Here is a 14639-nt window from a genome sequence, read left to right as displayed (position 1 = left end):
CGGCGCTCTCAGGGTCTGTGCAGGGCGAGGAGTTCGATCCGGGACCGGACGCCGAGTTTGCGGTAGATGTTCGCCAGGTGGGTCTCCACCGTGCGCTCGCCGATGAACAGGCGTTCGGCGATGTCCTTCGCCGACGCGCCCCCCACGGCCAGCTCCATCACCTCCTGCTCGCGCCGGGTCAGCCCCGGCGTGCGGGCCTCCGGCACCTCCCACGGCGTCCCGGCGACCATCGTGCCCGCCAGTTCCAACCAGCCGGCGGTCCGCCGCGGATCCACGCCCGCCCGGGCCAGCACCAGCGCCACAGGGCCGGCCGAGCTGACCGCCGGGCCGATCACGATCCAACGGTGCGCGTGCGGGCTCAGGGCGCTGGTCAGCCGCTCGGCCGCCGCCGCGTGCCCGACGAGGGCCGCGACCTCCAGGAGCAGCACCGACGTCCACAGGCTGCCGCGCTCGTCGCCGAGCGCCGCCTCCAGCAGGGCCTCAGCGATCGCCGACTCGCCCCGGTGCGCGGCGACCAGCGCCGCGGCGGCGGCCAGCCACGGTGGACGGGGCGCCGGGTGGTCCAGGTCGGCCAGTGCCGGGGCCAGGTCCGGCAGCCGGCCCTGCAACGCGCGCAACGTGGTCAGCTGCGCCAGATGGCCCAGGGCCGCGGCGTGCGCGTCGGCGCCCCTGCCGATCTCGCGCGCGGCGTCCACCAGCGGTTCGGCGCGTTCCAGGTCGCCGGACAGGATCGCCACGTGCGCCTCGGCCTGGGCGGACCACCACCGGCCCAGCGGGGTCTTGAGGCGCAGCCGGGTCACCTCGTCCAGTTCCCGGCGGGCCGGGGCCACCGCGCCCAGCTCGAGCTGGTGGTGCGCGACGGCCAGCCGGGCCCGGCACTCCGTCAACGGGTCGGTGGCGGCGCGCAGGGCCGCCGCGGCGTACCCGGGGCGGGGGTCCACCGCGTACAGCGCCAGCAGCGCCTCCGGGCCGTCGCCCGCCGTCTCCGCGAGGGGGGCCGCTTCGGGGGTACCGACGAGCTCGACCGCGAGCCGGGCCCGCAGCGGGGCGGGGTCCGCCACCTCGCCGGCCAGGGCCTCGCGCAGCAGGGCGACCAGGGCCTGGTCCGGTGGGGGAGCGGTGTCGCCCAGGCCGGCGCGCGGCCCGTGGCTGAGCGCGATCTGGGTCAGCAGCTCGGCGTCCCCGGCCCGGCGGGCGTGCCGGGCGGCGGCGGCGAGCACCCCCCTGCCGTCCGCGAGGTCGCCGACGGCCAGCCGGGCCCTGCCGAGCGCCACGACGAGCCGGCCGAGCGCCGCCGGTGGCCAGTCCGCCCGGACCGCGAGCCGGACGGCCGCCGCGAAGTGTCCGGCGGCCTCGTGCGGGCCGACGTCCTCGGTGGTACCGGCGGCCACCGAGTAGGAGATCGCCCGGTCGAGCCGGTCGTCGCCACCGAGGACGGCCGCCGCGACCAGGTGGTGGGCCAGCTCGGCCGCCGTGGGGCCGCGCTCGCCGACGTCGGCGCTGAACGCCGTCAGCGCGTCGGCGGTCGCCTCATGGACGAGGGCGCGGTCGCGGGCCGGAAGTGACTCGTAGAGGACCTCGCGGGTGACGGCGCGGTCGAAGGCGTAGACCTGGCCGGGGAGTGCGGTGAGCAGGCCGGCGGAGACGCCCTCGTCGAGGGCGGTGAGCGGGTCGATCCCGTCGTGGGCCTCCGGGGTGGCCGGGCCGCCCGCGGCTAGGAGTTCGGCGGCCGACGGGGTCGCGGCCGCGCCGACCTTCTCGAGGATCGCCAGGTCGAACTCGCGGCCGATCACGCTCGCCGTCGCCAGCATCCGCCGGGTCCCCGGCGCTAGCGCGTCGATCCGGGCCACGGCCTCCGCCCGGGCCTCCGCCGGCCACCGGATCGGCAGCCGGTCCCCCCGGCCGTCGAGGTCCGCGGGCGTCAGGTGCGGCACGATCTCGGCGAGCAGGTGCGGGTTGCCCTCCGTGCGGCGGCGCAGTTCGGCCACGACCGGCGCCGGCACGGGGCGGTGCAGCAGTTTCTCCAGGTACGAGCCCACGCCCGCCGCGTCCAGCCCGCGCAGCCGGATCCGCGCCACGGCCGGGCCGGTGGCCTGCACGGGGCTGCTCTCGCCCCGGTACGCGCCGAGCACGCCCAGGGGACGGGCCGGGGACAGCGCCGCCAGGTGGGCGAACAGGCTGGCCGTCGCCGGGTCGGCGTGCTGGAGATCGTCCACCACCACGAGGAGCGGCTCGTCGGCGGCGGCGAGCAACTCGTCGGCGTACCGGACGAGGAGGTCGAAACCGGAGCCCTCCGGGACCGGCCGGCCGAGGGCGGACAACACGTACCGCCAAGGCCACAGCGGAGGGGCGTCCGGGCTCGGTACGCAGACGCCGCGTACGTACCGGATGCCGTCGTCCAGCTCCGCGAGCAGGCGGGACTTGCCGACGCCCGGGTCGCCACCAACCAGTACACATCGGAATTGTCCGTCTTTAATGGCCTGGACCTGGGTGCGCAGCAGGGTCAGCTCCCGCTCCCGACCCACGAGATCCACGACGCCTCCCCAGGCTACGGATGTCCGGTCCCCGGGAAAGATCCGTACTCAACCGGATGTTCGCACGCCCCCCGTGCTCCCTAGGCTCGCTCAGCATAGAAGGAGGAGGCCGCAGATGTCGCTCTACCGAGACCTGATCGCGCGGATGGCGATCGACGACGAATTCGCCGTCCACGCCCGGACGAACCCTGACGAGGTCGCTCGAATCTACCGACTCGGCGCGGACGAGACCGAAAAGCTCCGCAAGCTCGTCGACGCCCGCACCGACGCCGGGCCGACGGCGCTGGGCGCGCGGCTGTCCAAGACCGGCTTCGGCGGCGCGTCGGTGTCCCTCATCCCGCACGGCCTCGACTGGAGCGCCGAGCTGGGCTCCGTGCACCAGCCCCTGATCAGCATGCCGCCGCACCTCGCGGTGGATCCGCACGTCGTCGTGGACCCGCATGTCGTGGGCCCCGCCGTGGGGCCGATCGGCCTGGATCCGCATGTCGTCGTCGATCCGCACCCGCCGCTGGCCGGCGGGCCGACCGTGGGGCCGCTCGACCCGCACCTGCCCGTGGGCCCGGCGGGCCCGGCCGGGCCGGCGCTCGGGACCGACCCGACAGTCCCGCCGGTGGATCCGCCGGATCTGCCGGTCGCGTCCCCCTCCGCCGCCCCGGTCGACGCCTCCGCCCCGCCACTCGACGCACCCGCCCAGACCGGCGTCCTCACCCCCGCCGGCGGCGTCCCCACCACCTACGAGGTGCTGCCTCCCGCACCGACCCCCGGCGTCTCCGGCGCCGCCCACAGCCTGCTGCCCACCGCCGCCGACGACGACAGCCCGGTCACCGGCGTCCTGTACGGCGCGGCCGGCGTCGCGGCCGGCGGGGTCATCGGCGGCGGGGCGGCCAGCCTGATCCGCCGGCCGACCGGTCCCCGGAAGAGCTGAATTGCGTGCGGGCGGGTTTCCAGGCAGAATCCCGCCGACGCCCTCGCCATCGACCGCCGTGGACGGAGTATCAGCCATGACCGACACCTGGATGGTGCAGGGTTACACAGAGGTGCGCGAACTGGGCCGCGGCGGCGCGGGCCGGGTCGTTCTCGCCACCCACGACGTGACCGGGGTGCGGGTCGCGATCAAGTACCTCGCGGCCGAGCTGTGCGGGCAGAAGGACTTCCTGCTCGCCTTCCGGGGCGAGGCCCGACTCCTCGCCGAGCTGACGGCCCCCAATGTGGTGCGCCTGTTCGAGTACGTCGAGACCGACCACTCCGCGGCGATCGTCATGGAACTCGTCGACGGTGTCGCGTTGCGCGCCCTGCTCAAGGAACACGGCGCGACCGGCCCCGAGGCGGCGCTGTACGTCCTGAAGGGATCCCTGCTGGGCCTGGCCGCCGCGCACGCCGCCGGGGTCGTGCACCGCGACTACAAGCCCGAGAACGTCCTCATCGACGCGGCCGGCAACAGCAAACTCGCCGACTTCGGCATCTCCGCGCGCACCGGTGCCACCGGCGTCGCGGCCGGTACCCCGTCCTACATGGCCCCCGAGCAGTGGAAGGGCAAGCCGGCCAGCCCGCGCACCGACATCTACGCGGCCACGGCCACGTTCTTCGAGTGCGTGGTGGGCCGCAAGCCGTACGCCGCCGACGTGCAGGCCGCCATGCAGCTCCAGCACGAGCAGGCCCCGATCCCGGTCGACGACGCCCCCGAACCGGTCCGCGCGCTCATCCGCAAGGGCATGGCCAAGGATCCCCTGCAACGCCCCGCCGACGCTGCGGAGTTCGTCGCCGAACTCGACGCGGTCGCCACGGCCGGCTACGGCCCCGGCTGGGAGGAGAAGGGCCGCAACAAGCTCGCCGAACGCGCCGCCCTGCTCGCCCTGCTGTTCCCCCTCGCCGGGCCGGAGGCCAACAGCAGCGCGGTCGGGACCACGGTGCTGGGCAAGACCGTCGTCGGCGGGCCGAAGCGGGCCTGGTTCGCCGCCGGGGCGATCGTGCTGCTGATCGTCGTCGGGGGCGGGGCCGCCGGGTACGCGCTGTCGGCGGGCGAGACGACCACGCCGCCGCTCGGCTCGGGCGAGACCGTGGTGACCGGGCCACCGAGCCCCGGCGACCCGACCGGCACGCCCGGGGCGACCCCGTCGGCGACCCCGACCCCGTCCGGGTCGCCCTCGCCGGACGCGACCCCCGACCCGACCACCGGGCCGAACCCGCCCACCGGCAACCCGAACAAGCCCCCGACCGCCGGCCCGCCCACCAAGCCGCCCACGACGCCGCCCGCTCCGCCGACCACGGTGACGTTCAACCCGCTGACCGTGGTGTGGAACTGCTCGACCCCCAACGTCGTCATCCGGGGCACCATGGCGGCCTCCGACGCCAAGGCGGTGACCATCACCTACACGGTGCAGGTCCGCACCGGCCGGACGTGGTCCACGACCGGGAGCGCGACATTGAACCGCAGCGGCAGCACAAAATACGACATCGGCGTACCCAACGGCATTGGCTTCAAGTGGCCGGCGGCGCAGACGAACGTGCGGCTCCTGGTCTCGTCCAGCACGGGAGAGACCGCCGGGCCCTACACGAACGACTGCACGATCATCATCGGCTGACCCGCGACCGAAGGCGCCCAGCCTGAGAGCACCACCTGACCAGGTCCGACACCAGACCGCTGCCGCTGGCGGACCATGGACGAACGCGTGCCGGCCGGCCACGGGAGATCCCACAACCGGCCGGCACACTGCGTGCGACCGCCAGCTGTCAGGCGGTGAAGGCGCGGCGACGGCGGCGCAGCGCGAACAACACGGCGGTACCGGCCAGGACGAGCGCCGCACCGGCCGCGACGAAGGCCGTCGTGTTCGTCCCCGTGACGGGCAGAGCACCGGTGGCCGTCGGCGACGCGGAGCCGCTCGGCTTCGGGGCGGGCTGGGCGCAGGCCGGGGTGACGGGCGTCGTCCTCGCCGGGGCCCCGTCGACCGTGACGATGATCCGGGCGCAGTTGTTGGCCGGGTTCGGGTCGCCGCCCATGCCCTCGACCCGGAACTCGCCCTCTCCGACCTCCTGGGAGACGATCCGCAGCGGGAGCTGGAAGGAGTCCGGCTCGCCGGCCGTCGCGGGGATCTCGGTGATCGAGTTGCAGCGGCGCTCGACACCGGGCTTCATGTCCAGGCAGAAGGCGGGAAGCGCCCAGGCCCATTCGGTGCCGGGCGGTGCCACCCGCCGGTCGATCAGCTCCGCGACCGGGTAGCCGAGGGCGCCACCCCCGCTCGGCGACGGGTAGAAAGCGCTCACGGGCACGTTCACCACATCGCCGACCTTGCCGTGCACGGGCAGTGCCCGGGCGGTCCAGTCCACAGCGCTGGCCGTCACGGTGCGCTGAACCTGACCGGAGGTCGCCGCATTGTCGGTCGGGGCGGCGTCGGTCTGCTCGGCGGCGACCGTCACCTTCGCCTTGACCGGCATCGGAACCGGGTTCGGCCCGCCGGGGACATGGCTGCGCTCGTCGGCGGGGAGGTTCAGCCCCTGGGAGGTGGAGCCGGCGGCGTCGAGGTCGTCCAGCGGGCAGGTCACCTTGGCCGGGCCGACCAGGACGCAGGCGCTCGGCGCACGCCAGGCCCGCTGGGTCGTGAACGTCAGCGGGGGAGTCGCGCCGCCGTCGATCAACTCGATGGTTGCCGTGACCTTCGTGGCCTTCGCCGTGCCGGCGTTGGTCACCGTGAGCTTGTCGATGGAGACGGAGCTACCCGCTCCGAACGAGACGGCGCCGACCTGCACCTTGAGGTCGACGGTCGGGGCAGCGGCCTGCGCTGGCGAGCCGAAGGCGCTGAGGGCGGCGACGACGGTGGCCACGGCTACGCCGGCGGCCCGGGTACGCGCCGACCGGGAGAGCGTGCGATTCACAGGAGGGTTCATTTCAGCCGGGGGTGTGGGGCACAGGATCCTAACCTTCCTTCGGAGCCGGCCGCTGCCCCGTTCGCGGAGGTCGAGGCCGAGCACGTCCAGATCGTCGCGGCCACGGTGGACCCCGGACCCCGGACGCCGCCAGCGCCCAGGTCCGCTTCGGCCGCACCCCACTGATCGGACCGGGCCTGGTCGGCACAGGCGTGTCCCGCCGCGATTCCGGGTGGGGAAATGTACCGTAAGTCTGTTTAGATCACTCCGAAGGATTGGTCGGGCGGATGCCGGTAGCGCGGGGACACGGGCCACGGAACGCCGCCGCGACCGCGTTCCTCGTCGGACTCGCCCTGGCCGGCACCGCCCCCGCCCGGGCCGCCGCGGCCGACGGCACCGTCACGGTCACCGTCGTCCGCGACGTCAACTCCGACGGTAGCCACACCCCCGGGCTGGAGCTCGGCGAGCCGGGCATCCTGGTCCGGCTCACCGACGACGCCGGCGGCACCCAGGACACCACCACCGACGCCGGCGGGGTGGCCACCGTCGACCCGGCGGCCGGCCCGCTGACCGGCGGCCGGTACCGGGTCGAGGTCGTCATCCCGGCGGCGAGGTCCTTCCTGCGCCCCGCTCCGGCCGGCGGCCCCGCCCCGAGCCTGTCGCCACCGGTCGCGTTCGTGGACGTGCGCGGCGGGCGGAACGCCACCGTCCTCGCCGGCGTGCACGATCCGGCCGACTACTGCCACGCCACCCCGCTCCTTGTCACCCCGTGCCCCCGGCAGGGCGCGGCCGGCACCCCGGACAGCCGGGCCGTCGTCTCCTGGCCCTACGACCGGGCGGGGACCCCGACGGTCGAGGCGGTCACCGGCCAGGTCGGCGCGACGTACGGGCTGGCGTACCAGCGGGACCGCGATCGGCTGTTCGTCGGCGCGCTCACCCGACGGATGGCCGGCTACGGCCCGGCCGGCCCCGGTGGCGTGTACGTCGTCGACCGGGCGGCGCACACGGTGTCGACGTTCGCGACCGTGCCGGACGCCGGTACCGCCGCGCACGCCGCCGACCTGGACCGCGACAGTCTCGCGGTCAACAACGCCGTCGGCAGGGAGGGGCTCGGCGACCTGGAGCTGTCCGCCGACGGCCGGACCCTGTACGTCGTCGGCCTGCGGGCCCGCGCCCTGTACCTCTACGACGCCGCCGGCCCCACGGCCGCCGCCCCCGAGCGGATCGTCCCGGTCCCCGACCCGGGCTGCCCGACCGGCCCCGACGACTGGAGGCCCTACGGCCTCGGTTACCACGACGGCGCGGTGTACGTGGGCGGCACCTGCACCGCCGAGCGCAGCCAGAAACGGGAGGACCTGCGCGCGTACGTGCTCCGGTTCGACGGCACGGCCTTCACCACAGTGGTCGCCCATCCGCTGGACCACCGGCGCGGCACCCGGCCGGGGGACACCTACTGGCGGCCGTGGCAGCCGACGTACGAGCCGTACAACAGCGCCGACGGGACCTTCGACGATCCGGACGTACCCGGAAGGGGATGGTTCCGGCAGGCGAACCGCCCGCAGCCGATCCTGTCGGACCTGGTCTTCGACCGGGACGGCTCGATGGTGCTCGGCTTCCGCGACCGGCTCGGCGACCAGGCCGGCCGCGACGCCCCGGGCCCGGTCGGCGCGGTCGACCAGCAGCGACGTTCCCTGGATCCGGCGATGGGCGACGTGACCCGGGTCTGCCTGACCGCCGACGGCTACGTCTGGGACGGCGAGGCGCTGACCTGCCCCGGACACCCCCCGACCGGCCCGCAGCAGCCGGGCGTCCACGAGTACTACCCGGACGCCGGCCGGGCGTCCGGCGGCCTGGCCTTCGCGCCCCGGTTCCGGGACACCGCCTCGACGACCACCACCGGCACCCGCACGTTCGACAACGCCACCGGCCGGGCGAACGGCGACTTCGCGGTCGACAACGGTTTCGGTCGGGCCAACGGCTTCGGCGACCTGGAACTGCTCTGCGCGCCGCCCCCGCTGTGGACCGGCGGCCGGGTGTGGTTCGACCGGGACGGCGACGGGTCGCAGGACCCGTCGGAGGAGCCGCTGCCCGGCGCGACGGTCACCCTGACCGACCCGGCGGGCGCGCGGACCGCCACCACCGACCAGCGCGGCGAGTACCGGTTCCCGGTCCGGCCCGACACCGACTACCAGCTGCGGTTCGACGCGACCACCGCCGACACCTCGGGGATCCCCGACCGGCCGGACGCCGCGGCACTCGTCCCCGCCCCGGCGGCCCGGGGCACCGAACGCGCCGTGGACTCCGACGGCCCGGTCGTGAACCTGACCAGCGGCGCGCCCGGGGTCAACGACCACACCCACGGCGCGGGCTACCAGCTCCCGCCGCCGGCGACGCCCCCGCCCACGGCCGCGCCGCCCCGCCGGCCGGCGGCGCGCGGCGACACGGGCAGCCCGTGGATCCTGGGCGGGTCGGCCGCCGGCCTGGCCTTCCTCGGGGTCGGAGCGACCCTGTTCGTGACGAACCGCCGCCGGATGCGCCTCGGCTGACAGCGTCAGTTCGCCCCGAACGGGTCCAACCCGCGCGGCGCGGCGTCGCCGTAGTGCACCGTGTCGTACGTGCCGTCGGCGTCCGTGTCGGTGACCGTCACGTCCGCGCGCCCGTCGAAGTCGGTGTCGGCGGTCGCGAAGTCCGCGCGGCCGTCGAGGTCCCTGTCGAGGACGACCTGGTCGACGGCCCCGTCGTGGTTGGAGTCCACGTACATCGCGTCGACCCGGCCGTCGTGGTCGCGGTCCAGCACCGCGGTGTCGATCCGGCCGTCGTGGTCGGTGTCCGAGAAGACGGCGTCGACCCTGCCGTCGCCGTCGGAGTCCACGGAGACCGTGTCGAGCGCGTGGCCCGGGCCGTGCTCGTGGGTGTAGACCGCCTCGTAGTGCCCGTCCCCGTCGGTGTCGACGGCGACCGAGTCCGCGTAGCCGTCCCCGTCGAGGTCCGTGGTCACCTCGTGGCCGCCGTTCGCGTAGTCGACGACGACCTCGTGGGCCGGGGTGTCCTCGCTCCAGTCGTCCATCGCTGTCTCTGACATGTCTGCTCCCTCTCGCGTGTGCGCCCACCATAGGAGATCCCGGCCAGCTGACTGCTCCCCGCTTCGTGCCAACGGCCCCGGTCACTCTCCGTGTGTTGTTACCGGTTCATGACACGGCGGGGACGGGGCGGGCATATTGCGCCGGCAGTGTGGCCTCACCAGCCGATTTCGGGACCGGGAAGGCACATCGCGGTGACAGTGGCGACAGATCTGACAACTCTGAGTGGTGAGGATGTCTGCGCGGCCGGGGCGTGGCTCGCCGGCCGGGTGGTGCGGACCCCGGTGGTCCGGTCGGCGGCGCTCGACGCCCTGGCCGGGGCCCGGCTGTGGCTCAAGGCGGAGAACCTGCAGCGCGGCGGGTCCTACAAGTACCGGGGCGCGACGCTCGCCGTGGGCCGGATCGCCGACGAGGGCCGGCACACCGGCGTCATCGCGCAGAGCACCGGCAACCACGCCGTGGCCGTCGCGCTTGCCGCCCGCGAACGCGGCCTGCGCGCCGTCGCCGTCCTGCCCGTGGACGCGGCCCCCGCGAAGATCGCCCTCGCCCACGCCGCCGGGGCCGACGTGATGCTTGCCGGGCACACCCTCGACGACCGGCTCGCCGCCGTCGAGCGGCTGCGGGTGTCCACCGGGCACGCCGTCCTCGACGCGTACGACCACCCGGACGTGATCCGCGGCCAGGGCACCGCCACCCTGGAACTCCTCGACGAGGTCCGCGACCGGGGCGCGCGCCTCGACGCCGTGGTGCTGCCGGTCGGCGGCGGCGGTGGCCTCGCCGGGGCCTGCCTGGCCGCCGAGGGCCACGACCTCTCCGTGTACGGCGTCGAGCCGGTCGGCAACGACTCCCTCGCCCGCAGCCTGGTCACCGGCAACCGGGTGACGGTGGTCCCCGGGCCCACCCTCGCCGACGGCCTGCGGCCCGCGCAGGTGGGCCGGCTGCCGTTCCGGATCGTCCAGCACGCCGTGGCCGGGGTGGTCCGGGTGGACGACGCTGCCATCGCCCACGCCGTGCGCCTCGTGCTGTTCGAGGCGAAACTCCTCGTCGAACCGTCGGCGGCGGCGGCTCTCGCGGGGGCGCTGCTGCTCGCTGCGGCCGGCGGGCTCGGCGACATCGGCGTCGTCCTCACCGGCGGCAACATCGACCCCGGCACGCTGGGCGGCATCCTCGCAGGCCCGGCCGACGTGACCGGCACCGGCGGCCGCGACACGACCGGCGGCCCCGCCGGCACCGGCCACCACACCGGCCACGACCGCTCCGGCCGCCCGGCCGGCGCCCACGACCAGGAGGAGGCGGCATGACCGGCGACGCGCGGATCCGGGTCGGGGTCCTCTTCGGCGGACCCTCGGCCGAACACGACGTGTCCTGCTCCTCGGCCCTCGCGGTGGTGCGCGCGCTGCCCCGGGACCGGTACGCGCCGGTCGTCGTGGGGGTGACGCGGGAGGGGGACTTCCGGCTCGTACCCGACAATGTCCTGGAGGGGAAGATGTCGCCGCCCGACGGGGTGCGGGCGATCGACGACCACCTCGAGGTCGTCGGCCCGCTGGTCGAGCTGCGACCCGGTCGGCCGGGGGTGGCCGTGCTCGCCGACGGGGACGTCGTCGCGCACCTCGACGTCGTGTTCCCGCTGCTGCACGGCCCGTTCGGCGAGGACGGCGTCCTGCAGGGCCTGCTGGAGTTCCTCGGCGTGCCCTACGTCGGCGGCGGCATCGCCGCCTCGGCCGTCGGGATGGACAAGGTCGCGATGAAGCGCGCCTTCGTCGCCGAGAACGTGCCCGTCACCCCGCACATCTGGGTGGACGAGGTGTCCTGGGCGAAGGGGTCGGCCGTGATCGACGGCCTGGAGTACCCGCTGTTCGTCAAGCCCGCCAACATGGGCTCCTCGATCGGCATCACCCGGGTGACCGACCCGTCGGGCCTGGCGGCGGCCGTGGACAAGGCGTTGGAATACGACCCGGTCGTCATCGTCGAGCAGGGCGTCACCGGCCGGGAGATCGAGTGCGGGGTGCTCGGCGGCTTCGCGCCCGAGGCGTCGCGCGTCGGGGAGGTCACGGTCAGCGGCGGCTGGTTCGACTACGAGCAGAAGTACCTCGGCACCGTCGACCCGATGATCGTGCCCGCCGTGCTGCCCCCGCACGTCGAGGCCGAGGTGCGCGCATTGTCGGTCGCCGCGTTCCGGGCGGTCGGCGGCTGGGGCCTCGCCCGGGTCGACTTCCTCTACGACGAGGCCGCCGACCGGCTCTACGTCAACGAGCTCAACACGATGCCCGGCTTCACGGCGCACTCGATGTACCCGAAGGTCTGGCAGGCCTCCGGAGTGTCCTACCAGGACCTCCTCGACCGGCTGATCGCCCTCGCGTTCGAGCGGCACGCCCGCAAGCGGGGGATGGCGTGATCCTGCTGTCCGACCGCCGGGTCGCGGCCGTCCCGCTGCGCGACAACGGCGAGCCGCTCGTCGACCTGCGCGAGGTGTCCGAACTGCGCGTCGACCCCCGGCTCGCCGACCCCGACGGCGCGTACGCGCACCTGCGGGAGAACGCCGTCGACCGGCTCCTGGCCGCGCAGCGCGCCCTGCCCGCCGGGCTGCGGCTGCTGATCGTCGAGGGCTACCGCCCGCTGGGCCTGCAGAAGACCTACTTCGACGGGTACCGCGACGAGCTGCGCCGCAGCCATCCCGACTGGGACCCGGCGCGGCTGCACGTGGAGGCCAGCAAGTACGTCTCCCCGCCGGAGGTCGCCCCGCACAGCACCGGCGGCACGGTCGACCTGACCCTGTGCACCGCCGAGGGCACCGAGCTGGACATGGGCACCCTCGTCAACGACAGCCCCCTGGCCAGCGCCGACGCCTGCTTCACCGGGGCACCCGTACCCGCCGCCGCCCGGGCGAACCGGGACCTGCTCGGCGCGGTCCTCAGCGCGGCCGGGTTCGTGAACTATCCGACGGAGTGGTGGCACTGGTCGTTCGGCGACCGGTACTGGGCCCTGACCACCCGCGCCCCCGCCACCCGCTACGGCCCCGTCGACCGGTGAGCGCGGAGCCGGCCGCCCCGGGGCCGGCGGCCCGGCGGCTGCACGAGCTGGACCTGCTCCGGATCGGCGCGGCCGTCGCAGTGGTGGTGTTCCACTACACCTTCTCCGGCTGGATGCAGGGCCACTCGCCCGCCCGCTTCCCCGGCCTCGGCCAGGTGTCGAGATACGGCTACCTCGGCGTCGACCTGTTCTTCGTGATCAGCGGCTTCGTCGTGTCGCTCAGCGCGTGGGGCCGCCCGGCGCGCGGCTTCGTGGTCTCCCGGATCGTCCGGCTCTACCCGGCCTTCTGGGTGGCGGTCACCCTCACGGCCCTCGTCTCCGTGGCGTCCGGGCGGTTCCGGGTCGGGTTCGGCCAGTACCTCGCGAACCTGACCATGCTCAACCCGGTCGCCGGCATCGCCAACATCGACGTCGTGTACTGGACCCTGTGGGCCGAGATCCGCTTCTACCTGCTGGTGTTCGTCCTCGCGGTCGTCGGCCTGACCCGCCGCCGGGTGCTCCTGGCCCTGTGGGCCTGGCTCGCCGTCACGGCCGCGACCCAGCTCGGCCTGCTGCCCGGCTTCGTGGACCTGCTCGGCCAGTCGACGTTCGCGCACTACTTCGTCGCAGGCATGGCCCTGGGCGTGATCCACCGGTCCGGCATGACCTGGGAACTGGGCGTGATCCTGGCCCTGTGCTGGGGCAACGCCCTCTACCGCGGGGCGGGGTTCGCGGCCGGGGTCGGGGAACGCTACCGGACCGGGTTCTCGACCGTGGTGGTGTGCGCGGTGATCACGGCCATCTTCGTGGTGATGATCCTGGTGGCGCTGCGCCGCACGGAGTCCCTCGGACGGCCGTGGATGGCGCACGCCGGGGCGCTGACGTATCCGCTGTACCTGGCGCACGCGCACCTCGGGTTCGTGGTTCTGGCCTGGCTGGGCCCGACCGTGAACAGGTATGTGCTGGTGGTGGGGCTGATGGTGGCGATGGGAGTGGTGGCGTGGGGGATCCACGCGTGGGTGGAGCGGCCGGTGGCGCCCCGGCTGCGCGGGCTGTTCACCCGGGCCCCGGGTCGGCGAGCCGGTCGGATCCGGTCAGGCTCCTCCGCAACCGGAAAAGGATGTTGATCTGCCGCACCCGGCCGCTACGCGGACTGGCGGACCACCAGTTCCGTGGGGAGCACGATCGCCGGTTCCGCCGGGAGGCCGGCCGCCAGCCGGAGCACCTGGCGGGCCATCTCCCGCCCGATGTCCACGATCGGCTGCCGCACCGTCGTCAACGGCGGATCGGTGTACCGGGCCAGCTCGATGTCGTCGAACCCGACCACGGCCACGTCCTCCGGCACCCGTCGCCCCGCCTCGCGCAGGGTCCCCAGTGCGCCGTGCGCCATCAGGTCCGAGGCGACGAACACGGCGTCGAGGGCGGGATCGTCGTCGAGCAGTTGCCGCATGGCCACGGCCCCCGACTCCCGGGTGAAGTCACCGACGGCGACGATGGACCGGCTGGGGGAGTCCTTCAACGCGCCCCGGTAGCCGGTGAGCCGGTCGATGCCGGCCACCATGTCCTGCGGGCCGGCGATGGTCGCGATCCGGGTCCGGCCCAGGGCGAGCAGGTGGTGCACGGCCGCCGTGACGCCGCCGATGTGGTCCACGTCGACGTAGGGCACCGTGGCCGGGCCGAGCGGTCGGCCGCTGCACACCACCGGGATGCCCATCCGGGCCAGTTTGCCCGGCAGCGGGTCCGAGCCGTGCATGGACGCGAACAGCACGCCGTCGACGTGCCGGGCCGCCGCGTACCGCTCGACGCGGTCGTGGCTGGCCGGGGAGCCGGCGAGCATCAGGACGAGCTGCTTGTCGGCGGCCTCCAGCTCCTGGCTGACGCCCCGGATCACGCTCGGGAAGAACTGGTCGTCGGAGAACACCCGGGTGGCGGCCTCCGGCAGGACCAGGGCGATCGAGTCGGTGCGCTGGGTGACGAGGCTGCGGGCGGCGAGGTTGGGCACGTAGCCGAGTTCGCCGATCGCCCGGTTCACCGCCTCACGGATCGACTCGGCCACCGACGTGGAGCCGTTGACCACCCGCGAGACGGTCGCCCGCGACACGCCGGCCCGCGCCGCGACCTGCTCCAGCGTGGGCCGCCCCCGTGACGCGTTCAT

General features: G+C 74.6%; 11 protein-coding genes. 7 read left to right on the top strand and 4 right to left on the bottom strand.

Translation table 11 applies throughout. The features are described from left to right. Window positions 1–8 precede the first annotated feature (8 nt). Complete coding sequence (locus IW245_RS42255) at window positions 9–2534, bottom strand: LuxR C-terminal-related transcriptional regulator (RefSeq protein ID WP_197004281.1); 2526 nt, start codon at window positions 2532–2534, stop codon at window positions 9–11. Window positions 2535–2649: 115 nt separating this feature from the next. Between IW245_RS42255 and IW245_RS17675 the strand changes: the two genes are divergently transcribed. Then, the gene (locus tag IW245_RS17675; RefSeq protein ID WP_197008950.1) at window positions 2650–3459 is read left to right on the top strand and encodes a hypothetical protein; all 810 of its coding nucleotides are present in this window, start codon (window positions 2650–2652) and stop codon (window positions 3457–3459) included. Between the two features lie 76 nt (window positions 3460–3535). Further along, the gene (locus IW245_RS17670; protein WP_197004280.1) at window positions 3536–5116 is read left to right on the top strand and encodes a serine/threonine-protein kinase; all 1581 of its coding nucleotides are present in this window, start codon (window positions 3536–3538) and stop codon (window positions 5114–5116) included. A 148-nt stretch (window positions 5117–5264) separates the two neighbouring features. Here IW245_RS17670 and IW245_RS42250 read toward each other — a convergent pair whose 3' ends face one another. Beyond that, window positions 5265–6404 carry an LPXTG cell wall anchor domain-containing protein gene (locus IW245_RS42250; protein ID WP_197004279.1) on the bottom strand — a complete coding sequence of 380 codons (1140 nt, stop codon included), beginning with the start codon at window positions 6402–6404 and terminating at the stop codon, window positions 5265–5267. Between the two features lie 278 nt (window positions 6405–6682). On the opposite strand from IW245_RS42250, the gene IW245_RS17660 reads away from it, so the two are divergent. Next, window positions 6683–8941 (top strand): SdrD B-like domain-containing protein, encoded by a 2259-nt coding sequence (locus tag IW245_RS17660; RefSeq protein ID WP_197004278.1) that lies wholly within the window; start codon window positions 6683–6685, stop codon window positions 8939–8941. A gap of 5 nt (window positions 8942–8946) precedes the next feature. Here IW245_RS17660 and IW245_RS40780 read toward each other — a convergent pair whose 3' ends face one another. After that, window positions 8947–9477, bottom strand: coding sequence for a hypothetical protein (locus tag IW245_RS40780; protein ID WP_231398838.1), 531 nt, complete (start codon window positions 9475–9477; stop codon window positions 8947–8949). A gap of 198 nt (window positions 9478–9675) precedes the next feature. Here IW245_RS40780 and IW245_RS17650 point away from each other — a divergent pair, with 198 nt between their 5' ends. The 4 genes from IW245_RS17650 to IW245_RS17635 are packed head-to-tail and all read left to right on the top strand — an operon-like array spanning window position 9676 to window position 13611. Beyond that, the gene (locus IW245_RS17650; protein WP_233473092.1) at window positions 9676–10776 is read left to right on the top strand and encodes a threonine ammonia-lyase; all 1101 of its coding nucleotides are present in this window, start codon (window positions 9676–9678) and stop codon (window positions 10774–10776) included. Beyond that, window positions 10773–11870, top strand: coding sequence for a D-alanine--D-alanine ligase family protein (locus IW245_RS17645; protein ID WP_197004276.1), 1098 nt, complete (start codon window positions 10773–10775; stop codon window positions 11868–11870). Before IW245_RS17650 ends, IW245_RS17645 begins: the two co-directional genes overlap by 4 nt. Continuing rightward, window positions 11867–12505: a M15 family metallopeptidase gene (locus tag IW245_RS17640; RefSeq protein ID WP_197004275.1), complete on the top strand. Its 639-nt coding sequence runs from the start codon at window positions 11867–11869 to the stop codon at window positions 12503–12505. The genes IW245_RS17645 and IW245_RS17640 overlap by 4 nt, the downstream gene beginning before the upstream one ends. After that, the gene (locus IW245_RS17635; protein ID WP_197004274.1) at window positions 12502–13611 is read left to right on the top strand and encodes an acyltransferase family protein; all 1110 of its coding nucleotides are present in this window, start codon (window positions 12502–12504) and stop codon (window positions 13609–13611) included. The genes IW245_RS17640 and IW245_RS17635 overlap by 4 nt, the downstream gene beginning before the upstream one ends. Before the next feature lie 17 nt (window positions 13612–13628). Here the strand turns inward: IW245_RS17635 and IW245_RS17630 are convergent, their stop codons facing one another. Continuing rightward, window positions 13629–14639, bottom strand: a complete 1011-nt coding sequence (locus IW245_RS17630) for a LacI family DNA-binding transcriptional regulator (protein ID WP_197004273.1) — start codon at window positions 14637–14639, stop codon at window positions 13629–13631.

This window comes from Longispora fulva (assembly GCF_015751905.1).
GTDB lineage: Bacteria > Actinomycetota > Actinomycetes > Mycobacteriales > Micromonosporaceae > Longispora > Longispora fulva.
The sequence above is the reverse complement of the archived record's forward strand: the minus strand, read 5'-3'. Positions and strand labels throughout refer to the sequence as shown.

Coding starts and splice junctions, on each gene's coding strand:
- IW245_RS17630 (WP_197004273.1), bottom strand. CDS start 14,639: ATGAACGCGTCACGGGGGCGGCCCACGCTGGAGCAGGTCGCGGCGCGG.
- IW245_RS17645 (WP_197004276.1), top strand. CDS start 10,773: ATGACCGGCGACGCGCGGATCCGGGTCGGGGTCCTCTTCGGCGGACCC.
- IW245_RS17675 (WP_197008950.1), top strand. CDS start 2,650: ATGTCGCTCTACCGAGACCTGATCGCGCGGATGGCGATCGACGACGAA.
- IW245_RS17660 (WP_197004278.1), top strand. CDS start 6,683: ATGCCGGTAGCGCGGGGACACGGGCCACGGAACGCCGCCGCGACCGCG.
- IW245_RS17670 (WP_197004280.1), top strand. CDS start 3,536: ATGACCGACACCTGGATGGTGCAGGGTTACACAGAGGTGCGCGAACTG.
- IW245_RS40780 (WP_231398838.1), bottom strand. CDS start 9,477: ATGTCAGAGACAGCGATGGACGACTGGAGCGAGGACACCCCGGCCCAC.